This is a genomic window from Paenibacillus sp. J2R1T-4 (genome assembly GCF_059692235.1).
The window spans coordinates 79,761-100,838 of the sequence record NZ_JCAUBA010000019.1; the positions used below are offsets into that span (position 1 = coordinate 79,761).

The following is a 21,078-nucleotide window of genomic DNA, read 5'->3' on the forward strand; positions in this document are numbered from 1 at the left end:
GCCTTCCGGTTCGCAGCTGTCGTTTAGATGAGCGATTGGAACTATTTTGCCCGTTTAGCGTGGAAAAGGCAACCGGTATACGCCAGCCGCTTCGCTGGGGATTGTGTTATGCTATCGTGCCCCGTTTTAGCGGAACCTTAGTCGAATTCTAATATCCGAATATTAGGGTTTGTTTACAGGGAATCTTAACACCGTTTTCAACTTTGACGGTTCAGTCTTACGGGGATCCGACAAATAAATTTCCCGATGAATTTTGCTTGAACGGATAAATCCATGTTCAGTACAAAATGCTTCCATTCGCGAAAAGCTTTCCGGCTCATCGTCAAAGCTTCCAATATGCATCATTTGACAGCTCAATCCATCTTCCACATGCTCGAACCGAACTTTCTCAAGGAACGGATTTTGTTTTTCCTTTTCGTCTGTTCCAAAAATCGCTCTTTTGTCTGTCGCGGGTTTTGACCGATCAAGCAAGTCCCATTCGCCCTCAAGTGGAAAAACCGTATATTCATAATATCCAACGGGTACATCCTCACTATTGTAGGACATTGCTCAAAGCCGTTATCTCCTTATGTTTGAATATATATATATGAGCCGAATTTTCCTCTGCGGCAACTTCATGATGTCATTTAGAGTCATCATTCACCCATGATCACTTTATAATATACGATACGCCAACAGAATAGATTTTCCTTTATTTGTTATGTAGAAAGCTGTTTCTTTGCCCAAAAATTTCCCCCTTGAATTACTTGGAGTTACGATAAACTGCCCGTTCAGCGACTTGTACCGAAACTAAAATAAGCGAAGGATGGATTCCATCGCCGTGCTATCGTATGTGAACTATATCCTGGAGAATATGTGGAACGATACGTGTGGGATCAAGGATATTACGGACAAGACGATAAAGGAAATGATTTGAGTTTACCTGAGGAAGCACGCTCTATTATTCGAGAATTTAGTCAGCCAGCTCCCCCATCACCTGGTCAAAGCATTCCGTTCAGTCAGGGGCGATTAGTCGCTTACTTCAATGAACATGCTAATGTAATGTTCAGTCCACGGGCTATGAGAAAGATGGAACGAGGATGAAGCTGGAGTGTCGAACAGCAGACTTTGAGCGGTATCGGAACGATCTTACAGTGGTGTAGGTTATAAATAACTAGAAATATAACACGGAATTACAAACAGACGAAAAACAAGGAGCAACTGCGGTTGGCAGACTTCTCCTCGTCGAGCGGACTGGGCAATCAAGGTAGTCCCGCTATGCCTCATCGCTTACGGACAGCACGTATTTGCGATATTGTCCGGGCGTGACGCCGAATTTCTCCTTGAACAGCTTGATGAAGTAGTGGGTCGTCTGGAACCCGACCGCGGTTGAAATATCGTAAATTTTCGTATCCGACAGGCTGAGCATGTCTTTGGCCTTGTCGATACGAACCAGGTTGACGTACTCCATCACGAACAGACCTTTGCCGTTTTTGAATATGCGGCCGAGATAAACAGGATTCATGTTAAACGCTTCGGATATCATGCGGATCGTCAAATTGGGATTATGGTAATTCTGGTCGACGAACTCGCTGACCGATCGCGTCAGCAGGCTTTCTTCCAGGCGGATCTGGCGATTGGAGCAATCGACGATGTCCCGGATGATGTGCGCGAACCAAGCCGTAATGACGGTCGGGTCCTGCAGCTGTAGAAGCTCCGCGTATACGTTCCGGTTGTCGCCAAACAATTCGCTGCGCCCGACGGCCATCGCGTCCGCTGCTTTGAGCGCCACCTGCAGCAAATCGATCAGTTTCTCCTGCCGGTAAACCACATGATGCTGATCGAAAAGCTGCTTGATGTATTGGGAGACGAACAATTCGGCGTGCGTCTCGTTCCGGGTTTGCAAAATATTCGCCAGCTTGTCCGTATCTTCGAGAATCGTCGTCTCCCGGTTGACCTGCTCCTCGCGCGTCTTTTCCAGCCGATTGACGATGATTCCATCGCCCAGATTGATTTTGTAAGTGAGCAGGCCGCGCACTTGTTTGAAACAGCCGTGCAGCTCCTGCGGTCCGCCTCCGCAAAGGCCGATGCCGCACGATACGGAAAGCGAGAAACCGCTTTCCACATGCTTCTGGATGCTTTCGCAGATAGCGAACGCCTGCCGGTTAAATTCCTTTTCTTCGCCATCCTGCTCGACTTCAAGCAGCAGCGCCCAGCAATCGTTGCCGATTTCGACGACAACCGGTCGGCGGTGCGCTTGCAGCGCTTCTTTAAAAAAGCCGATCAGCGAGATGCGGTATTCGTCGTACCGGCCCCCCAGGCCGCCTCCCGCCGCGTCCAGCTCCAGCACAATGACGCCGTAATGACGCCGGCCGATGTCGATTTGCAAAAACGCCGCCTGGCGTTCGATTTCTTCTTCGGACAAATAATGTCCCATCAGCAGGTTGTAATAAAAACGGTCCTTCATTTGCGGCAGCATTTGGTTGTAGGCCAGCTTCAGATCGCTGTTCTCGTGCAGCAGTTGCACGATATTTCGGTTGATGTAGCGGATTTCATCGGTGATTTTCATTTTGGCTTCGGCGGGCTCGCCCTTGGGAAGCATTTCCTTGATCGCCTCGAACATGCGGCGAATCGGCGCCATCGTGATGACGGACAACACATACGAGAAGAACGCGCCGAATGCGACAAGCACGATGCCGACGGCCGCGATGCTGTTGCGCAAGGCAAGCTCGGCCGCCAGCAGGCGGCTCTTTTGGTCCAGCTTGATCAGATAGATGCCTATCGCATTTACTTGAGCATGCATGCGGATCATTTCCATTGCTTCAGAACGCAAATAATCGATACCGCTTTGCCCTTCGGGCGTATGCCCGCTCCAGGCGAGATCGATCTCGGGCGGCGGCGCGCCGACTGGCAGCACGTTGCCCTTCTTGTCGGCAATCACAATGCGCTGCCCGTTCAAGTCTCCAACAATATCGTGAATTAACTCCCCGATATCGACTTGCACCAGCAGCATGCTCGTCTTATAGGCAGAGTTGAACGGTAGCCTTAGCACGATCGAAGCGACGACTTTGTCACCGGCGATCGGCACTGGGATGGTTTCCGCAAAGGTGCTTTCGAGCGTGGTGTCGGTTTGGCCGAAGAGCGGCATCCAGTCGCCGTGAAACGGCGTATTCGCGTATTCCAGATCCGAATCGATATATTCCCGATTGTTCTCCTTGACGTTCCGGATATAGTACACGTTGCGGATAAAGCGGTTCGTCTGCTTCATCAGCTTCAAATTGTTGATGATGTCCACTTTGTCCGCCTGTGCGATCGTGACGTCATGGTCGTACTTGTCGAACACACTGTCCAGGCCGAATTTTTTGGCGTTGTTGTAGATCTGCTCGTAAACGAGATCGATGTTTTTCTGGTATTGCTGCAAAATGATGGACTGGTCGCGCAGCTTGCCGTCCATTTTGTCCACCACGCTCTTCTTGTAAATCATGAAGGAGGACACAACGATGCAAAGCGTAATTGCCACGAACAGCAAGACAAAAACGTTCCCTTGCACGGACCATCTTTTCATCGACCGTGACCCCCCTTATTCCTTGACTGCGCCCAGCATAACTCCCTGTATAAAGTATCTTTGCACAAACGGGTAGAGCAGCACAATAGGTAAAATGGTCACGATCAACGTGGCAACCTTGATCGATTCCGGTGTCATTTTGCCAGCGGTGTCCATGCTCATCAGCTCATTCACGGCCGATGCTTCCATGACGATGTTGCGCAGCAGCACCTGCATTGTCCACATGTCGCTTTGACGGATGTACAGCAGCACGTTGAACCATTCGTTCCAATGATACACGGCGTAGAATAGCGAAATCGTAGCCAGCACCGGAGTCGACAGCGGCAGCACCACTTTCAGGAGAACGGCGTAATCGCTCGCCCCGTCGATGCGGGCCGATTCTTCCAGCGAAGGGGGAATCGCCATGAAAAAATTCCGCAGCAAAATGACGTTGTACGCGCTGACCAGCGATGGCAAAATCATCGCCCAGATGGAGTTGATCAGCCCAAGCGACGTAACTGTGATGTAGGTCGGTATCAGCCCGCCGTGAAACACCATCGTGACGACGATGTAAACCATCATCGCTTTACGGCCTGGCAAATGCTTCTTGGACAAGCTGTACGCGAGCGGGATCGACACGAGCATGTTGCAGACCGTGCCAAGCGCCGTTCGCATTACCGACATCCGAAACGACGCTACGATTTTATCGCTCGAGCTGAAAATAAACTCATACGCACCGAATGACACTTTAGACAGCGACATGTTGTAAACGATCGTCTCGTTCGTGAGGGAAACAGCCAGCAAATACAAAAATGGGGCCGCAATCGAGGCGACGAGCAGCGACAGGACGACGTGGATGGCCAGCTTGCTGAATGTCGCTACCATAAGTTTTCCGCCTCCAGACGCCTGGCCAGCGCGTTCGCGGAAACAATCAGCACCATTGCGATGGCCGATTTGAACATGCCCACGGCAGTAGCGAAGCTGTAGTTGGACGTGACCAGCCCTTCCCGGTACACGTAGGTATCGATTATGTCCGCCGTCGAGTACACCGAGGGCGAATAAAGCAGGAAAATTTGCTCGAACCCGGCGTCAAGCAGCCCGCCCACGTTCAAAATGAACAGGACGCTGATGACGTTCGTTATCGAAGGAAGCGTGACGTGCATCGTTTGCTTCCACCGCGTTGCGCCGTCCATCATCGCCGATTCGTATATCTCCGGATTGATGCCGCTGATGGCTGCCAAATAGATGATGCTGGACCAGCCGATTTCTTTCCAGATGGAGCTGGAAACGAGAATGCCGCGAAAAAATTCGTTGGAGCTGAGCATGTAAAACCCTTCGCGGTAGCCAAACCATTCTAGAATCCCGCTGGCAATCCCGAAAGACGGTGACGCCAGCAAATAAATCATGCTCGACACGATCACCCACGATATAAAATGCGGCAAGTAGGACACTGTCTGCACGATTTTGCGGAACACGCGATTTTTCACTTCGTTGATCAGGAGCGCCAGCACGATCGGCGCCGGAAACCCGAACGCCAGCTTGAGCAGGCTGATGATCATCGTATTCGTAAATACGCGGACAAAAAAGTAGGAGCCGAAAAAACGTTCGAAATGCTCCAAGCCGACCCATGGCGACGTAAAAATGCCGGCCAGCCCGTCGATCGGGGAATAATCCTTGAAGGAAATAACGATGCCGACCATCGGAACGTAATGAAAAAGTAAATAGTAGACGAGTCCAGGAATCGCCATCAAGTAGAAGGCCCGATGCTTTCCGAGCCGAAGTATGCCTTTTACCATGGAACTTCTCCCCTATCGCGGTGCGCCGAGCATAAAGACCCGCGTCTCCATGCTCGGCCGGACCTGCTATTTTCCCGCTTTTTTGTAGATCTCATTTTTCTCTTTGATGATGTCGTCCATGCCCATTTTGCGCCACTTGGCCAAAAATTCGTCCCAGGCGGATACCGGCAGCTCGCCCGCTGCGATGCGAATGAACGTTTCCAGCTTGGCGGCGTCGAGTGTCGCCTTGTTTTTTTGCACCGACGTGAGGATGAGCTCGTTCAAATTCAGTGCCTGATCGAGCGGCGTGTAGTTGGTCAGCTTTCTCATCTTCCGCAGGTTCTCGTAGTAATAGTCCCAGTACGGGCCTTCCGTCTCTTCCACGAAATTATCGATGTCGAGAAACTCGAAGGTGCCTGCGGCGAATTCCTGCGCGGGATCGAATTTGTCCAGCACTTTGATTTTGTTTTTGGCCTTGTCCGTGTAGTCGTACATGACTCCCGGCAAGCCTCTGCGTGAAATCGTAGTGTTTTCGATGCTAGCGGCGATCCAGTCGTAAATTCGGATCGCTCCTTCCGCATTTTTGGACTTTGCGCTGATGACCTTGAAGCTGCCCGGCTGGCGAATGGCAGCTACGCCGTTCGCGTATTTCTGCGACAACACCGTCGGCGCGTAGGAATATTTGGGTGCGAGCTTGATCAGGTTGTCGTACTGACCGTTATCCCGGCCGTACGATCCGATCGTGGCGCCTACCCAATCCTGCCCGATGAACTCCTTTAGCTTGGTTGCGCCTCCGTCTGCCGTAATCGCATACGTTTCGGGATGGACGAGCTTTTCCTTATACCAGTTTTGAAGCGTTTGCAGATACGTTTTGTAATCCGGATCCATCTCGGGCGGCAAATATGTGCCGTCGGCGCTTTTCCACCACGATGCGCCGTTCTTCAGAAAGCCGCCCAGCAAGGCCTGATCGGCACGCGTCGCTTCGATGAAGATCGGATACAGCTCGCCTTTTTTCGTTGCGTTGCTTGGATTCAGCAGCTTGATCGCGCGCATCGCCTTTTCGAATTCGTCGATAGTCTGCGGTACGGGCATATTGACCGCGGAGAGCCAGTCGGCGCGAATGTACGGTACGTTCGGAAACATGAACGCTTCGTTCGGGATTGCGTATATTTTGCCGTCATCGCCTTTCGTCCAGTCCCACAGATCGGGACGGATGTTTTTCTTCAGATTGGCGCCGTATTTGGCGATCAGGTCGTCAAGCGGCATGAGCAGCCCTTTCGACCGGGCGCTGTTGAAATCGCTGGCGGACAAGCCGACGGAATCGACTTTTTCCCCCGACGCGATCATCAGGTTGAACGTTTGCGCCGCGTTTTCGGCGAATTTCAGTTCGATGCCGGCGCCCGTCTTTTCTTTGATAAAGTCGGACACTTTTTTGATCCCTGGCTTTTCGAAGGTCGGGGCGGTGATAAAAACGGGTGTGCCGAACTCTTTTTTCTCCTCGGTTTTGGCCGGCGTATTGGTCGCGGCATTCGTTGCCGCCGGAGCGGACGATTCGGGCTTGGTTTCTTGTTGGGCTGAACAACCGATCACGACGGCTGCGAGCAAACCTATTGCTACGGCAGGCGCCGCCATTTTGGTTACTTTCATGCGATCTCTTCCCCTCTTTTAATGTGAAAGCGCATCAAGGCTAAGCGCGAATTTTGATTATAACGATAACAAAATCAATACCAGCTCTCTATACAAACCTGATGCGGAAATACAACATGCTTGCTTATGCCGTCCGTTTACCGCTAATTAGAGCATATCACCCGATTGTCCGCATCGTCCGAATCGCAAACAGGTCGGCGTCTTTCACTCGAAGCGGACCGGACCGTGCGGCCGATCCAGCGCTCCAGATAGGCGCCATCACGCCAATGAACGGCCCCATTGCGCGTATCGCCGTACATCGGTTCCATATCGGATAGGCGGTAGCCTTCGATTGGTTCCCCGTATTCGTCCAGCAGCTCCACGTGGATGGAGTCAGCGGCGGAAGTCGAGAAATTAAGCATCAGCCGGTTACCGCCAAATGTCAACGGGCGCGTGACGAATTCGCCGCCACTGTATCCGGCGTGAACCGAGGCGAAGCCGTGCTTGCGGACGGTGACACGCCGCAGTTGCATATCGTCCCAACGGTAATGCTCCGTCACGTAGAACGATAATCGGCCGGGTTCGGCCGCCAGCTCCATCGCTCGCTCGCCACCATCCCGCTGCGGTCGGTCCAGTTGCGCCTGTCGTCTCCCGGGCGCAGCCACGCCTCCATGAAGAGGCGGTCCCACCAGACCCCGTCGCGGCTCGTCATGAACTTCGTATCGCTGACGCCAGGATGCGCGTGTTCGGCGATCAAATGGCGCTCCGGCACGAAACGCATAGGAAGCGACAAGTAAATGTGTTCGACTCCCGGACATTGCATCGTCGAATTCGTATAGAACTGCTCCTCAGACGCGTCAGCCGCATATTCGTTCCGCTGCTGCGGGCCCCATGCGATAAAATCCGCCGATGCGGCGCTTTGGATCGCGCGCAGGCGGCCGTCGTGGAAATAGCGGTTGTAGCGCATCGGTATAGCTTGTAATTGTCGTCCCAGAAGGCAATATTATGCGAGTCGAAGCCGCCCCCGTCATGATCGGCTCCTCCTGCACATATCGCCAATGAATTCCGTCGGCGGATGCCAGCGCGAACAGCTCGCCGCGATTCAGCCGGGCCGGCCCGATGCCCACGCCTCCGACCGCCTTGTACCGCTGCTCCTCGCCGGCTTCAGGCGATCGGTCGAGAAACGGGGAGAAATTATGCGCCGCAATCCCGCGCAAAATAATGTTGGTGCGGTCGTTCCCGTCGAACGGGTACAAGCCCAGTTCGGGACCTACGAAGCGAATGCCGTCTTCGCTTTCCTCGTAACATGTTACTTGATCGGCATGGCTGTCTTCGCCCGAGCAATAGCCGCGATAATAAAGCCGGATCCTGTCCTTGTCCTGAACAACGGAAAAATACCCGCTCGTCGGTCCTTCCCAAGGGCGGTCCGGAACAAACGTGATTTCCTTGCGCTCACAGACGAATCGCCGATATGCCATCGATCAGCCAGTCGTCGACGAACATTTCGACCCGTGTTCCGATCGATACCGCCGTTTTCATATGCCGCCATTCTCCTTTGCTGCGATACGATATTTCCTCTCAGCGGCCTGATTTGCCCTTCCGATGGACCGAGCGGCAAACCCTTTTGACGTGCTGCACACGTACATCAATCGGCCTGGCAATTCCGGATGCATCAGGCCCGTCGTGAAGCCGCCGATCTTGTCCCACAGCTCCACCCGGCTTCTTCTGCGCTGCCCGGGCGTAACGCCCCACGCCGTCACCGAATGAAACAGCCCTCCGTTCATGCCCCTATTGGGGAATCCCGGATAGTATTCGAGCCGCGCACGTTCGTTGCCGATTTCGAGCAGCCTGCGCATCCGCAGAAACCCGCTTTCCTCGAAAGCAACATCAATGGACATGACGATCGAATGGTACTTGTTATACGCGTAAATGCCCTGGTTACACCCTTCCTTGACGTTCTGAAAATGATGCCGCCATTTGGCATCCCGGCTAACGGTGTCTGTCGGAAGCAACCGCTGCCGGTCGTCCTCGCTGTCCTGCAGATAGCCGGCCTCTTCCGCCGCCGCGCGGATTTCGTCCACGATGCGCCGGTTGTAGCTTTTGTACAGCCCGAAGGCCGACACGCCGATCGTTTCGACCATGATCTGCCCAGCGCTCCAGACGCCGTGGCTGTCGAACAGCACGTCCGGCTGGTAGCGGTCTATCGCTTGCCTCACGGCTTCTGCTTCCGGATAAAGCTCAGGATCGCTGACCCCTTCGAACGACCATGGCGCTTGATAAGGATCGCCGGCTTTTTCGTTGCGGAATTGATAGTTGATGTCAGCCTTGTCGTACGAGAACGGATTCGGTCAAGGAATCAGCACAACGATTTGCCGGCGCAAAATCTCCAAGGCGCGGGGATCACCCGAAAGCAGCCATTTGCCAAGCATCAACATCGCGTTTCCTCCGGAGATTTCCATCCCGGTATGCATGGCCGTAATAAGCACCACGTCTTTGTGCTCCGCATCGATGCTGCGGTCCGTCAACGGCCAGCCAAATGTCGTGCCCCCCGCTTCGGCCGATCGAACGAACGTCGGCATACTGCGGTTGACCGATTTTCCATTCGGCCAGCATGCGAGAGATTTCCTGCAGCAATAGTCGGCTGCGGACAGGCAAAATGTTTTCCAACCGGTATTCCCTCCCCTACTTCTTGATCGATCCCAGTCGCGCATTTTCATTGAATGTGCCTCCCTGTCCTGTTGCCAAGCCGGCTGGCCTTCGCATTGCCGGCACTCGTTGGTGGCCCCCCTTCGAATGCCCTGAGTATAGCAAGGAGTCATTCGAGCCGATATACAAACAAAAATCCGGCATACAACAATGTTGTTTGTCGACCGGATCAATCGTGAAAAACGGCGGTTATCCACAAAAAAAAGCCCTATAAATTCTTATATGTAAATAAAAGGCTGTTCCAAAAGGTTTTGGGACCCTTAGGAACAGCTCTTTCAATCGAACCTTCTTACACCGTAACCGTATGCGGCAGCTCCACGGACACCTCGCGTCGGGACTCTGCCGAGCGCAGCACGCCGTCGATGATCGCTTGCTGGATCAGTATTTGTTCGCCCGGTATCGGAGCGGGACGGCTGTCGCGGACCGCTTCTGCGAAGTCCCGCACCTTCTCGTCGAACAAGTTCAGCGAGTGCTCAACCAGCGGAATCTCAGTCTGCGTATGGCCGCCGAATTCGTCGTGGAACAACGTCATCGAGCCGATTTTACCATCCCACACCCCTGACCAAGGCCCGGTTCCGAACGGGATCACCTTCAGCCCAGCTTCGCTTCCGAGGAACATCGTCGCCCCAAGCGTATCCATGTGCATCGCCCAGGAGATCTTGAAGTGCAGCACGAGATCGTTCTCGAACCGGACAAGCGCGACGCCGAAGTCTTCGACTTCGAAGCGATCCGCTTCTTTGTGGTGCAACGGGTTTCGGCCGAAATGGCTCGTTGTGTACGCCGATACTGTCAGCGGACGCGGATACCCGAGTGTATTCAGCGCCATGTCGAGCGAATAACAGCCGATGTCCGCCATCGCCCCAGCGCCTGCCAGCGCCTTGTTGATGAACGTGCCGCCCGGCATGCCCCGTCGGCGGCCGCCGCCTGTCTCCACGTAATATACGTTGCCGAGGCGGCCGGATTGCACGATCTCCTGCAGCCGCTTCATGTTCGGGTCATATCGCGGCTGGAAGCCGATTGTTAGCATATTGCCCGTCTCGCTGGCGGTCTCCACCATCTCCAACGCCTCTTGCAGCGTCACGGACATCGGCTTTTCCAACAGCACCTGCTTGCCTGCGCGTAATGAGTCGACCGCAGTACTATGATGCGAGACGTTCGGCGTGCAGATGCTGACGCCATCCAGCTCCTGCTGAAGCAACTCTAGATGGCTATCGAACGCGGCCGCTTCGGTCAAGCCTTGCGCTTCGACGAACCGCTGCGCTCGTCCTGGAACAACATCAGCCACTGCGACGATATCGACGAACGGGAGCTTCCGATAGCCGGCGACGTGCGATCTGGCAATGCCTCCGCTGCCGATAATGCCAATCTTCAATCTTTTGCTCATGGGTACGCTTCCTTCCATTAGAGGGTATCGGGCGCTGCGCCTCCATCTTGCATGCGTCGGTAAGCTGCGGGTGTCATGCCATACTTCTGTTTGAATACGGGAAACAAGTAGGTCGGCGTCGCGTAACCTCGGGCTAAGGCAATCTCCTCGATGGAGCGGCACGTGTTGAGCAGATCGGCGCACACAGCCGAGAGACGTACATGCACCAAATAGTCGCGGAACGTCGTCCGGCCTTCGCTATGAAAGATGCGTTGCAGCTGGCGGGAGCTGACGTTGACACGCTCGGCCACTTCCTCCAGCGAGATCGGCCGGCTCTTATTGTCCTGAATGTATTGGGTCGCAAGCTCGTAACGATGGCCATTCATGTCCCTCTCCGGGATGCCGGGCTCCGTCCCGGCTGCACCGAATACGCGGGTCGAGCGAAGAAGAATCTGGATGATGGCCTGCTTAAGAAGCGTGTAGAAGCCCGGGGGCTGCTCCTCCCAGGCCCGGTAGGCATCGAGAAATCCGCCCATCGCGTTGTACGTGTCCCAGACGGTTGTTAAGGGAACGCTGTTCAGCATGCTGATACACGTCTCGGCCTCGCTGCGCTCCAGCTTTGTCCCCCAAACTCCATCCGCACCGCCATCTATCGGGTTCAGGGGAATGAATTCGATATGCAAGCACAGCTCATGCATCGGATCCTCGGAGTCGGATTGTTGGGAGTGAATGACGTCTGGACCCGTTATGTAGAACTGTCCTTCGTGCAAATCATAGGTCTGATCCACGATGGTTACATTGCCCTTACCTCTAGCTATAAAGTGGAATTCGAACTCCGAATGTTTATGAGTAGGGATGAAATGACCTTTGCCGAATATCGCAAGGTGGCAACGAAGCACTCGAATGCCGAAGTCGCCCCACCTGAAGCGGATGTCCAATCGATCAAGCGCATGAGGGTTGGGCAGCATCCGGGCGAACGGGAATGGCAGCGATGCCGCCTTCCGTTCGAAGCGCGGCTTGTCTTCTTGCTTGGTCCCCTTCCCACTGCGCATGTCTCATCCTCCCTCCATATACATTGTAAATGCTTAATTAGCCAATTCGATTAGCTTTACAGGACGACCTTCCGCTACGGAACGATTCGCTGCTTCCATCATTCTTGTCAATTCGACGGCCATCTCTATATTGTCTGTTGCATCGGTTCCGTTCAGCACATGCCCGACCCACTGATCGAAAGCCATCGTTCCGTTATCCGGTAGCGGAAGGTCTTCCCAGGCTCCGCTGTCCTTGTTGTTGCGAATCTGCAACCGGTTGTCCGGGAAGCCGAACAACAAAGAACCTTCTGTGCCATGAATTTCAATCGAGAATGGAGAATGTGGATTGACGAAACCGGCCTCGACGATCCCCACCGCACCATTCGCGTATTGAAGCGTCGCTACGGCATTGTCTTCTACTTCCTTGCCGGTTACATATCCGAAGGAAGCACTGACGGATTCGGGAGCGCCGAGGAAACGGCGGACCAAGTACATCGGATGGCAGCCGAGGTCGATCAGCGCGCCGCCGCGACATTGCTCCAGCGAATAGAAATGTGCAGGGAGCCAATTTGCGATGGCGCCGCCATGCGACAACCGAGCGCGGACAAGGGTCAGACGGCCAAGCAACTCTTGCTCCAGCACAGTCTCAATCGCCTGTGTATACCCATGGTAGAGCCGCGGCAGCGATACCGTGAGCTTGACGCCGGCATCATTGACGACTGCGAGAATGTCTAGTACTTCTTGGTACGTCGCAGCCACCACTTTTTCCGTGAATATGTGTTTGCCGGCTTGCGCCGCCTTGATCATAACCTCACGGTGAATATTCGTAGGGGCATCCACTACAACCCCATCGATTCCGCTATTCTCCAGCATGTCGTCTAACGATTCATAATAAGAAACGCCGTACTTCGCCGCCTTTTCCCTACCACGTGCGGGTTCTTCGTCCCAAATTGCCGCGATTTCGGTGTCCGGATTGGCGAGCACCTGGCGCGTATAATCTTCCGCATGCACATGCCAATAACTGATCATTCCAACTCGAATCACTAACCTCACCCTTTACTTTAAATATACGACACAATGTGAAGATACCATATACGCAATATTTGCAACAGTAGACGTTTGTGCCATTAAAACTATAGTGTTGCGCCATCATAAGAAAAACCACTGGGGCCTCCACCGTTGTTTATTCTATAAACGTTCGTATTGTCGGCGGACGTGGTGTCGGCAAGATCGACACGAAAATGACCCTCTTTTCCTTCATCCCGTACAAAATAGAGAAACTCTGGGTCGAGACTGAGATTGGCCCGGATCTCGGCAATCGTAGTCGAAACGACCAGATCCGCCGCTTTTAGGATCGGCACCTTCCCCTTGCCGTTAAGCTCTCCATACACGGATTCGGTAACCGATCCTCCCTCCAACGATGACCCAGTTCAAAAAATGCGGCAAATAAACGAGTGTCTGGATGACACGCTTATAGAACATGCGCCTGATTTCGTTCAACAGGATCGCCAAAATAATCGGAAAGGGAAACGAGACCACGATGGTCAGCACGCTTATGAAAAACGTGTTTTTGATAATGGTAAGCATCATCGGACTGTTGAACAGAAGCCGGAAGTTGTCCAAGCCCGACCAAGGGCTGTGAAGAATGCCGTCCGCTAAGTTGTAGTCCTTGAAGGCGACTTCTCTCGTTCATTCTAAGCAAAACAGTCCCGATAAGCGATCTCGAGCGAGCGAGTGATTGCTTATCGGGACTTAATGTTTTTGCAAGCGATTATTGAAGGCTGGACTGCTGGATATCAATCCGTGCTGCTACACCGGCCGGATTTTGCGCACTTCTATCTCCTCCGAAGTTGAATGCGATGATGACGATATCGTTGCGGCCTCTCCGCACAAAGCCGCGAATATTGAACGTACGGCCTGGATTGAAGTTGGAAACCGCGTTAGTCGGCCCGTCAAAGAGCAGCGGTACGCCGTTAATAATGACGACTGCGAAATTGTCTACGGACAGAAACAACGAAGCGGATAATATTCTTCTTCGGGTGGACAGCGTAAATCTTCTGGAAATAATGGCATTCGGACTGCTCAGATTGCCCGAGTACCATACATAGTTCGCGTTTACTACATTAACCCACGCAGGATCACGTGGAATGACTTGGGCATTAAACCACGAGTTGTCGGTGCCGATCGATACGGTCCGCTGGCTGATGAATATAGGCTTTTGATTGGCGTGAAGCTTCTTAATATGACTCGAGTAAAGTGCCATTATTTTGTTCTTGGGCATGCCTGCGCTTCTTGGTAGGCGAACGACTTTTTTTGGAATTGCTGCGCTTCGCTTTTTGTCCACTTGATCCTCTCCTTATCGGTTAACGGTCATAATACTGTATGTCCGGATTCACATGGCGCTTGTACGAATACACTAGGGAAGTAAAATCTAGTTGTCCGCAGAGGTTAAAACAGAATGGAAAAACAAGGGTCATGATTTTGAATAATGTTGAATAAGGCCTTTTGTAAGTGAAGGAAAATACTGTATAATTTCTAGTATGAAACCATCCCTCTCGTCCCAATCATGGGCATCCCTGTCCCGGCAGTTACCGGGCAACTTCAAGCTTTTTCCCGCCTTGATCTTGGCCGGCTTCTTAGTCGGCTTGATTCTGGCTGCGTTTTTATTCCCTTGGCACAAGGATCCGGGGTACCCTAAACAATATGAATACCGGAAGCTGCAGGCTTCTAACGGTACGGTCCTGTACACCCTCGAGACGAATCCGGATAATGTCCAGCTCCAGCGGATCGATAAGAATGTGACGGCCACCCCTTTTTACGGGATCAACGGCGGCTTTTTCTGGGAAGGCTACCTGCTCAGCATAGCGGTCGTGAACGACAAGCCTTTGAGGGATCAGCCCGGCGATTACGGATCCGGCTGGTACAACACGGGGGTCGATGCGAACTTGAAGCGCGGGACACTCGTATGGGACGAGATAGCGAGACAATTCTCAGTCCAAGTCGTCACGGAAGCGGGGGAGCTCTCGGTAACCGACAAGCAGCATTATTGGGCTCAAGGCGGTGTGAGCATGGGACTTAACCAAGACCTGACATGGGAGCAAAATATGATCTCCGAGCAAATGCCTGCTTATGAGGAAGCGCGCATGCGGTCAGGACTTGTATACGACAATCGGCAAAATATATACATGATCGTTTCACCGACGCTATGCACAGTGGAGCAGTTTCGTACCGCCATTATTGAAAAGCTGGGTCATCAGGGCATCGTAGACGGCATATTCCTAGATGGCGATGGCTCTTCCCAGTTGAAAAGCAGACAGGCTCGCCTAGCAGGTGACAATCGGCAAGTGTTTCAAATGTTGGCTCTGAAGAAATAACGGGACTGGGACACAACAGGTTATTATGTAGTAGTTTGTACCTTTATGGTCAATGGGTTATTATTCTATTATCCGTAAAATGTTGTCTACTATAATTGGGAGAGAGTGACTGAACATGGAGCTTCGTCTGCGCGGCCATCATCTGTTATGTCTGTTAGGGTATCAGGGAATGGGGTACTCTGCGGATTTTACAGCTAATATGACCAGGGTATACCAAAACTTGCAGGAGCAGCCCGAAACCTTAGTAACCTTGATAGAAGGCCCAGACGATCTGTGCGCATGCTATCCTCCTGAAGCAGAAGACTATCATTGCCTCAATCAATCGGTCATACAGCGAGATGAACAAGTTATCCGCCGACTTGGTCTGCAGATCGGTACCCAGGTTCAGTGGTCTACAGTGATGGACAGGGTTAGGGCTCATCTTGTGCCGGAAGATATCCAGGCTCTGTGCTACACGTGCAGTTGGCGATCATTGGGTGTGTGCGAAGCGGGCATTCGAAGAATACAACAAGGAGAAGGGCTGTCCCCTCTCCCTATATAACGTTCCAGGTTAGTCGTTTCTCATGTAGGTCAAGCTATGCTCCTAGTCTTTAGGAAACTAACGACAAGACTAATGATGTCCCTATGGAAGTAATAGAGACAGCCCAAACTCTGGCTGCCTCCGTTTCGTGCTTCTTCTGCTGATTGACTCTTGCATTCATTCTACCCCTTATTCCCCACTTAACGATAGACCATGCTTTGCAAAAATTTCTGTCATTACTTCTCTGGCCTTTCCTTCATCTGGACCTTGAATGTCAAGCCGGTACGTATGATTATTGAAGAGAGTGACGCTCAGACCTAGAATACTTTTCACATCGATAAACTTCGTGCCTACCTGAATGACGATGCTTGAATTAAATCGATTCGCTGCCTGATTGATTTCTACAATGGCTCTCGTTTCCAAAGCACCCATACCGATCCCTCCAATTTGTTTACGATAGTTTAGCCTTAGACGATTATTCCATCTGACGAAACTCGCGCGGAATTCTACGTGCCATTCCCGTTTGAATCGCGGCATGAATGACGGCTTCCCGAATACGTCTGACAACTTCCTGATTAAATACACTAGGAATGATATATAGCTTGTTCAACTCCTGCTGCGAAACAACGGAGGCAATCGCTGCGGAAGCAGCCAGCTTCATCTCTTCGTTGATCGTAGCAGCCTGGCAGTCCAATGCGGCACGGAAAATGCCTGGAAAGCAAAGTACGTTGTTAATCTGATTTGGAAAATCCGAGCGGCCCGTTGCAATGACATATGCAATATCTTCAATTTCGTCTGGATGAATTTCAGGTGTCGGATTCGCCATCACAAAAACGATGGGCCGTACCGCCATCCGCTCGACATCCGCCCGCTTCAGCACGCCACCTGTGGACAAGCCGATAAACACGTCTGCCCCGTCGATTATTTCATGAAGAGAACCTGTTCTCAGGTTAGGGTTCGTCTGTTGGGCGTACCCATTCCACATCGGGTTTGCGTACTCCTTCGTGCGTACCAACGCGCCTTCCCGGTCGACCCCGATCAACTCCTTCACACCTGCAGCGAGCAAAATGTTCGAGCAGGCAATGCCCGCTGCACCTATTCCGCATACGACAACTTTGGCCTCATTTATCCGCTTGCCGACTACTTTCAACGCATTGATAAGCCCTGCGTACAATACGACTGCTGTGCCGTGCTGGTCATCATGGAACACGGGAATGTCCAGTTCCTCGCGCAGCCGTTCCTCAATCTCAAAGCATCGCGGCGAGGATATATCCTCCAGATTAATACCGCCAAAGCCTGGTGCCAAATGCTTTATGGTCGCGACGATTTCATCGGTGCTCTGTGTGTTCAAGCAAATAGGAAAAGCATCGACATCAGCAAACTGCTTGAACAGCATCGCCTTGCCTTCCATGACTGGCATCGCAGCATACGGCCCGATGTTACCGAGCCCGAGGACGGCACTGCCGTCGGAAACGACTGCGACTGTATTGCGTTTAATAGTAAGCTTGTAGACTTTGTCAACATTTTCATGTATGGCCATACAAACTCTGGCAACATCCGGCGTGTACACACGGGACAGATCATCCCTGTTCTGAATAGGCGATTTCGGTTTCATCTCGATTTTGCCGCCGAGATGAAGCAAAAATGTGCGATCCGAGACATGAACGAGTCTTACACCAGCGAGCTCTTGAATCCTTGCCGTAATTTTGTCCAGCTGGGTTTGTTCTGAAGCCGTTACCGTAATGTCTCGAACTGTCCAATTCGCACCCGTTTGGATGACATCAATAGCGATAACATCCCCACCGTTTTCCGTAATGACAGTAATTAATTGTCCGAAGTGGATCTGCTCCGTCCGCAGCTCCAATCGTAGAATAATACTTTTACCACCCATTGTATTTTTCATTGCAGCCTCCATATTCCGTGAGTTAAAGATTCCGCTACTCTCCATTAATGAAACCCCTGATGGTTGGAAAGCAGCCGATCATGACCAGGGCTCTACCCATCCTAACAGGGGTTTAACGATAGCTTTTATCCTTCCTCGTTCACAAGTACATTTTTTCCTCTTAGTTTCAAGATCAGCGGAATGGTGATCCATATAAGTCCAATAATAAGAAATACAAGCGAGACAGGCTTTTGCAGGAATATCATGAAATCGCCATTTGAAATCGTAAGCGCTCTTCGCATATTGTTTTCCATCATCGGCCCAAGAATAAGACCCAGCACTAATGGCGCTAAAGGATAATCGTTCTTAGCCAGGAAGTAACCTACAAGACCACAGCCCATAATAAGCAGCAAATCAAACGTCGAATACTGAACCGCATACACCCCGAATACCGAAAAGACGATAATCAGCGGTATCAAATATTTCGTTGGTGTTTCAATAACCTTGGCAAACACTTTAACCAGCGGCATATTGAGAATCAGCAGCATGAGATTGCCGACAAACATACTCGCAATGACACCCCATGCAAGCTGTGGGTGATCTTGGAATAACAAAGGACCTGGCTGAACATTGTACATAATGAAAGCACCCATCAGAATGGCGGTCGTGCCGGAGGACGGGATCCCTAGTGTCAAGAGCGGAATCATCGCACCGCCTGATGCAGCATTATTCGCAGCTTCCGGCGAGGCTACGCCCTCAATGGCGCCCTTTCCGAACTTCTCGGGATTTTTACTAATCTTTTTCTCCATGATATAAGCGAAGAAAGAAGCGAGAATGGCGCCTGCACCAGGCAGTAAACCGATGAAAAAGCCAAGCACTGAGCCTCGTGCAATCGGTGCCGCGCTATCTTTCAAATCCTGTTTCGTCGGCAGTATCCGATTGATTTTGGCAAGTTCGCCATCGTTTCCTTCACGCTGAAGAATCGTTTTAAACACTTCCCCGACAGCAAAAGTACCGACAGCAACGGTCAGGAACTCCAAGCCCTGATACAGCTCAGGAAAGCCGAACGTGAACCGTTCCACACCTGACACGTTATCGATGCCGATCGTCGCCAGCAATAACCCGAAAGCGGTCATCATCAGCGCCTTCACCATCGATTTACCGGCAAGTCCGCTGATCGCGAGTAAACCGAGCACCATGAGAGAAAAATATTCGGCTGGCCCGAACTTGATGGCGACTGCAGATAAAGGACGAGCCAAGAAGATCAAACCAATCAGCGAAATAATCCCGGCAGCGAAGGAACCGATCGCCGATATCGCAAGCGCCGCCCCCGCTCTGCCCTGTTTGGCCATTTGGTAACCGTCCAGCGTTGTGACGACAGAAGAAGATTCCCCCGGTGTATTCAGGAGGATCGAAGTCGTCGAACCTCCGTACATCGCGCCGTAATACACCCCTGCCAGCAATATGATTGAACTCGTTGCCGCTTCCTCAGGACCTAAGCCGGCTGTCATCGTTGCCGTGATCGGAATCAGGAGGGCTACACCGCTCATCGGACCTATCCCAGGAAGCACGCCGACCACCGTACCGATCAATACCCCAAGGAATACAAATACAACATTGTGCCACTGCATCGCAGTGCCTAAACCGTGAAGCACATAATCAATCGTGCTCATCTTATGCCCCCCCTAACCATGTTGGAAATCCGGGAAGCGAACCATCCAGCACATGCACATACAAATAATAAACGCCATAAGAGAAGCAAGCGGCAATAAGCAGGGAAACCCATACTCTACCCTTTTGCATCGTTTGGAATCCGATCATCAGAAACAGGAAGGTAGAGATTACGAACCCGATATCTTCAAGGAAATAGGCATATAAGACAGCAGATATGAAAATAATGCCAAATCTTTTGTAGTCCAAATTTTCTTTGCGCTTTTCCTCACGCTGCTTACGGATAGTTTCGTATATAAGGCGAATACTCATTAAAGACAAGAACGATCCCAGAATCATCGGAAAAATATTAGCACCCACATTACTCCCGTAAGCGCTTGTCGAAATACCTAAGGAACCTATGACAAACGCAAGGCCAATTGCGAAAAAGGCGATGCCTGCATAACGGTCAAACGTAGTATTCATTCCTCTGCCTCCTACCCTAAGGGCAAGGGAGAAAAGAATCTCTTCTCCCTTGTCTCTTTAGGTATTTATTTCTGCATGCCAAGCGCTGTCAGCATGTCTTTCAGTTGGGTCTCTTGTTGTCCTAAGAAAGCTTTGAAATCATCCGCTTTCTTATAATCTGTTTGCCAGCTGTTTGCTTGCATTTCTTTTTTCCAAGCATCGGATTCTACCATTTTCTTAATCGTATCTTCCCAATAACTCCTTGCATCCGCACTCATGTTCTTCGGTCCAAAGAAACCGCGCCAGATCAGGAACTCTGCATCAACGCCTTGTTCTTTCATCGTCGGAGTATCCTTCAGACTGCCACCAAGACGGGATGGTGCCGCAACAGCAAGTATGCGGATTTTTCCCGCTTTCACGTATTGATCCAAGGACGAAGCATCTGTACCAAGCACGTCGGCATTTCCGCCAAGCAAGGCAGTTACAGCTTCACCGCCTCCATCGTAGGACACATATTTGACCTTTTTCGGGTCAATGCCGTATTTGAACGCCGGAAGAATCGAAACGAGGTGGTCCATCGAGCCAGGCGCCGATCCGCCTGCAACCGTAAGCTTCGTAGGATCAGCCTTCATATCTTCGAGCAAAGATTTCAGATCTTTATATTTCGAATTTGCCGCTACAGCGATAGCTCCGTAATCTTTCGTCAATTGGGCTAGCGGCGTCGTATCATTGAAACCATATGGCGTGTTGCCTTCTTTTTTCAAGTGGTTAATCAGAATTGGAGGCGAACTGACGAACAGCTTGTAGTTATCTTTGACATCTTTGGTCGCGTACTCCGCCATAAATACAGTACCGCCGCCGCCTGGTTTGTTCTCAACGGAAACCGGCTTGTCGATTACTTTGGTTTCCGTTAATACTTTAGCAATCGTACGTGCTGTCATGTCCCATCCGCCGCCTGCGCCGGAAGGAGCAATGATGCTGAGTGCTTTTTCAGGATAGTTGGACTTAGCGACTGCCGGAGCCGTTGTCTCCTTGGCTTTATCCGCCGGTGCACTCGTTCCTGCGGGATTAGCTGTGTTGCTGCCGCAAGCCACTAAGCTTACTGCAAAAATACTGACGGCTGTTACTTTCCAGGAAGCTGTAAAAAGTTGTTTTATCAAATG

General features: G+C 51.8%; 23 protein-coding genes. 3 read left to right on the plus strand and 20 right to left on the minus strand.

The annotated features are described in order from the left end of the window. Positions 1-162 precede the first annotated feature (162 nt). Positions 163-546, minus strand: coding sequence for a GyrI-like domain-containing protein (locus tag AC58QD_RS25475; RefSeq protein ID WP_497337840.1), 384 nt, complete (start codon positions 544-546; stop codon positions 163-165). A gap of 309 nt (positions 547-855) precedes the next feature. On the opposite strand from AC58QD_RS25475, the gene AC58QD_RS25480 reads away from it, so the two are divergent. After that, positions 856-1,083 carry a hypothetical protein gene (locus AC58QD_RS25480; protein ID WP_497337841.1) on the plus strand — a complete coding sequence of 76 codons (228 nt, stop codon included), beginning with the start codon at positions 856-858 and terminating at the stop codon, positions 1,081-1,083. A gap of 172 nt (positions 1,084-1,255) precedes the next feature. Here the strand turns inward: AC58QD_RS25480 and AC58QD_RS25485 are convergent, their stop codons facing one another. The 14 genes from AC58QD_RS25485 to AC58QD_RS25550 all read right to left on the minus strand — a co-directional run bounded on the left by AC58QD_RS25485 (position 1,256) and on the right by AC58QD_RS25550 (position 14,368). After that, positions 1,256-3,544, minus strand: coding sequence for a helix-turn-helix domain-containing protein (locus AC58QD_RS25485; RefSeq protein ID WP_497337842.1), 2,289 nt, complete (start codon positions 3,542-3,544; stop codon positions 1,256-1,258). 15 nt (positions 3,545-3,559) lie between these two features. Further along, positions 3,560-4,408, minus strand: a complete 849-nt coding sequence (locus AC58QD_RS25490; protein ID WP_497337843.1) for a carbohydrate ABC transporter permease — start codon at positions 4,406-4,408, stop codon at positions 3,560-3,562. Continuing rightward, on the minus strand, positions 4,402-5,319 hold the full coding sequence (locus tag AC58QD_RS25495; RefSeq protein WP_497337844.1) for an ABC transporter permease: 918 nt from the start codon (positions 5,317-5,319) through the stop codon (positions 4,402-4,404). Before AC58QD_RS25495 ends, AC58QD_RS25490 begins: the two co-directional genes overlap by 7 nt. Before the next feature lie 66 nt (positions 5,320-5,385). Beyond that, positions 5,386-6,945, minus strand: coding sequence for a type 2 periplasmic-binding domain-containing protein (locus tag AC58QD_RS25500; protein WP_497337845.1), 1,560 nt, complete (start codon positions 6,943-6,945; stop codon positions 5,386-5,388). 143 nt (positions 6,946-7,088) lie between these two features. Further along, on the minus strand, positions 7,089-7,346 hold the full coding sequence (locus tag AC58QD_RS25505) for a hypothetical protein (RefSeq protein WP_497337846.1): 258 nt from the start codon (positions 7,344-7,346) through the stop codon (positions 7,089-7,091). Between the two features lie 134 nt (positions 7,347-7,480). Then, on the minus strand, positions 7,481-7,891 hold the full coding sequence (locus AC58QD_RS25510; protein ID WP_497337847.1) for a hypothetical protein: 411 nt from the start codon (positions 7,889-7,891) through the stop codon (positions 7,481-7,483). A 342-nt stretch (positions 7,892-8,233) separates the two neighbouring features. Beyond that, the gene (locus tag AC58QD_RS25515) at positions 8,234-8,473 is read right to left on the minus strand and encodes a hypothetical protein (RefSeq protein ID WP_497337848.1); all 240 of its coding nucleotides are present in this window, start codon (positions 8,471-8,473) and stop codon (positions 8,234-8,236) included. Continuing rightward, complete coding sequence (locus tag AC58QD_RS25520) at positions 8,460-9,140, minus strand: hypothetical protein (RefSeq protein ID WP_497337849.1); 681 nt, start codon at positions 9,138-9,140, stop codon at positions 8,460-8,462. The genes AC58QD_RS25515 and AC58QD_RS25520 overlap by 14 nt, the downstream gene beginning before the upstream one ends. 132 nt (positions 9,141-9,272) lie before the next feature. Continuing rightward, on the minus strand, positions 9,273-9,641 hold the full coding sequence (locus tag AC58QD_RS25525) for a hypothetical protein (RefSeq protein ID WP_497337850.1): 369 nt from the start codon (positions 9,639-9,641) through the stop codon (positions 9,273-9,275). A gap of 278 nt (positions 9,642-9,919) precedes the next feature. Further along, a complete protein-coding gene (locus AC58QD_RS25530) occupies positions 9,920-11,014 on the minus strand; it encodes a Gfo/Idh/MocA family protein (RefSeq protein WP_497337851.1) in 1,095 nt (364 codons plus the stop codon). A gap of 17 nt (positions 11,015-11,031) precedes the next feature. Further along, positions 11,032-12,045 carry an AraC family transcriptional regulator gene (locus tag AC58QD_RS25535; RefSeq protein WP_497337852.1) on the minus strand — a complete coding sequence of 338 codons (1,014 nt, stop codon included), beginning with the start codon at positions 12,043-12,045 and terminating at the stop codon, positions 11,032-11,034. A 33-nt stretch (positions 12,046-12,078) separates the two neighbouring features. Further along, positions 12,079-13,068, minus strand: a complete 990-nt coding sequence (locus tag AC58QD_RS25540) for a Gfo/Idh/MocA family protein (protein WP_497337853.1) — start codon at positions 13,066-13,068, stop codon at positions 12,079-12,081. An 89-nt stretch (positions 13,069-13,157) separates the two neighbouring features. Further along, positions 13,158-13,442 carry a hypothetical protein gene (locus tag AC58QD_RS25545; RefSeq protein ID WP_497337854.1) on the minus strand — a complete coding sequence of 95 codons (285 nt, stop codon included), beginning with the start codon at positions 13,440-13,442 and terminating at the stop codon, positions 13,158-13,160. Positions 13,443-13,795: 353 nt separating this feature from the next. Continuing rightward, positions 13,796-14,368, minus strand: a complete 573-nt coding sequence (locus tag AC58QD_RS25550; RefSeq protein WP_497337855.1) for a hypothetical protein — start codon at positions 14,366-14,368, stop codon at positions 13,796-13,798. Between the two features lie 196 nt (positions 14,369-14,564). On the opposite strand from AC58QD_RS25550, the gene AC58QD_RS25555 reads away from it, so the two are divergent. Both AC58QD_RS25555 and AC58QD_RS25560 read left to right on the plus strand, forming a co-directional pair. Continuing rightward, the gene (locus AC58QD_RS25555; RefSeq protein WP_497337856.1) at positions 14,565-15,398 is read left to right on the plus strand and encodes a hypothetical protein; all 834 of its coding nucleotides are present in this window, start codon (positions 14,565-14,567) and stop codon (positions 15,396-15,398) included. 115 nt (positions 15,399-15,513) lie between these two features. Beyond that, positions 15,514-15,939 (plus strand): DUF1284 domain-containing protein, encoded by a 426-nt coding sequence (locus AC58QD_RS25560; protein ID WP_497337857.1) that lies wholly within the window; start codon positions 15,514-15,516, stop codon positions 15,937-15,939. Between the two features lie 168 nt (positions 15,940-16,107). Here the strand turns inward: AC58QD_RS25560 and AC58QD_RS25565 are convergent, their stop codons facing one another. The 5 genes from AC58QD_RS25565 to AC58QD_RS25585 form a co-directional block, all read right to left on the minus strand. After that, on the minus strand, positions 16,108-16,350 hold the full coding sequence (locus tag AC58QD_RS25565) for an HPr family phosphocarrier protein (protein WP_497337858.1): 243 nt from the start codon (positions 16,348-16,350) through the stop codon (positions 16,108-16,110). A 43-nt stretch (positions 16,351-16,393) separates the two neighbouring features. After that, positions 16,394-17,821, minus strand: coding sequence for an NAD-dependent malic enzyme (locus AC58QD_RS25570; protein ID WP_497337859.1), 1,428 nt, complete (start codon positions 17,819-17,821; stop codon positions 16,394-16,396). Positions 17,822-17,946: 125 nt separating this feature from the next. Then, complete coding sequence (locus AC58QD_RS25575; protein WP_497337860.1) at positions 17,947-19,473, minus strand: tripartite tricarboxylate transporter permease; 1,527 nt, start codon at positions 19,471-19,473, stop codon at positions 17,947-17,949. Position 19,474: 1 nt separating this feature from the next. Next, a complete protein-coding gene (locus AC58QD_RS25580) occupies positions 19,475-19,936 on the minus strand; it encodes a tripartite tricarboxylate transporter TctB family protein (protein ID WP_497337861.1) in 462 nt (153 codons plus the stop codon). Positions 19,937-20,001: 65 nt separating this feature from the next. Continuing rightward, positions 20,002-21,075 (minus strand): Bug family tripartite tricarboxylate transporter substrate binding protein, encoded by a 1,074-nt coding sequence (locus tag AC58QD_RS25585; RefSeq protein WP_497337862.1) that lies wholly within the window; start codon positions 21,073-21,075, stop codon positions 20,002-20,004. Between the last annotated feature and the right edge of the window lie 3 nt (positions 21,076-21,078).

Excerpts from the sequence above, each read along its gene's own strand:
- AC58QD_RS25475 (WP_497337840.1), bottom strand. The coding sequence starts at position 546 with ATGTCCTACAATAGTGAGGATGTACCCGTTGGATATTATGAATATACG.
- AC58QD_RS25580 (WP_497337861.1), bottom strand. The coding sequence starts at position 19,936 with ATGAATACTACGTTTGACCGTTATGCAGGCATCGCCTTTTTCGCAATT.
- AC58QD_RS25530 (WP_497337851.1), bottom strand. The coding sequence starts at position 11,014 with ATGAGCAAAAGATTGAAGATTGGCATTATCGGCAGCGGAGGCATTGCC.
- AC58QD_RS25490 (WP_497337843.1), bottom strand. The coding sequence starts at position 4,408 with ATGGTAGCGACATTCAGCAAGCTGGCCATCCACGTCGTCCTGTCGCTG.
- AC58QD_RS25560 (WP_497337857.1), top strand. The coding sequence starts at position 15,514 with ATGGAGCTTCGTCTGCGCGGCCATCATCTGTTATGTCTGTTAGGGTAT.
- AC58QD_RS25510 (WP_497337847.1), bottom strand. The coding sequence starts at position 7,891 with ATGCGCTACAACCGCTATTTCCACGACGGCCGCCTGCGCGCGATCCAA.
- AC58QD_RS25565 (WP_497337858.1), bottom strand. The coding sequence starts at position 16,350 with ATGGGTGCTTTGGAAACGAGAGCCATTGTAGAAATCAATCAGGCAGCG.
- AC58QD_RS25515 (WP_497337848.1), bottom strand. The coding sequence starts at position 8,473 with ATGGCGGCATATGAAAACGGCGGTATCGATCGGAACACGGGTCGAAAT.
- AC58QD_RS25505 (WP_497337846.1), bottom strand. The coding sequence starts at position 7,346 with ATGCTTAATTTCTCGACTTCCGCCGCTGACTCCATCCACGTGGAGCTG.
- AC58QD_RS25570 (WP_497337859.1), bottom strand. The coding sequence starts at position 17,821 with ATGAAAAATACAATGGGTGGTAAAAGTATTATTCTACGATTGGAGCTG.
- AC58QD_RS25535 (WP_497337852.1), bottom strand. The coding sequence starts at position 12,045 with ATGCGCAGTGGGAAGGGGACCAAGCAAGAAGACAAGCCGCGCTTCGAA.
- AC58QD_RS25500 (WP_497337845.1), bottom strand. The coding sequence starts at position 6,945 with ATGAAAGTAACCAAAATGGCGGCGCCTGCCGTAGCAATAGGTTTGCTC.
- AC58QD_RS25485 (WP_497337842.1), bottom strand. The coding sequence starts at position 3,544 with ATGAAAAGATGGTCCGTGCAAGGGAACGTTTTTGTCTTGCTGTTCGTG.
- AC58QD_RS25495 (WP_497337844.1), bottom strand. The coding sequence starts at position 5,319 with ATGGTAAAAGGCATACTTCGGCTCGGAAAGCATCGGGCCTTCTACTTG.
- AC58QD_RS25555 (WP_497337856.1), top strand. The coding sequence starts at position 14,565 with ATGAAACCATCCCTCTCGTCCCAATCATGGGCATCCCTGTCCCGGCAG.
- AC58QD_RS25575 (WP_497337860.1), bottom strand. The coding sequence starts at position 19,473 with ATGAGCACGATTGATTATGTGCTTCACGGTTTAGGCACTGCGATGCAG.
- AC58QD_RS25525 (WP_497337850.1), bottom strand. The coding sequence starts at position 9,641 with ATGAAAATGCGCGACTGGGATCGATCAAGAAGTAGGGGAGGGAATACC.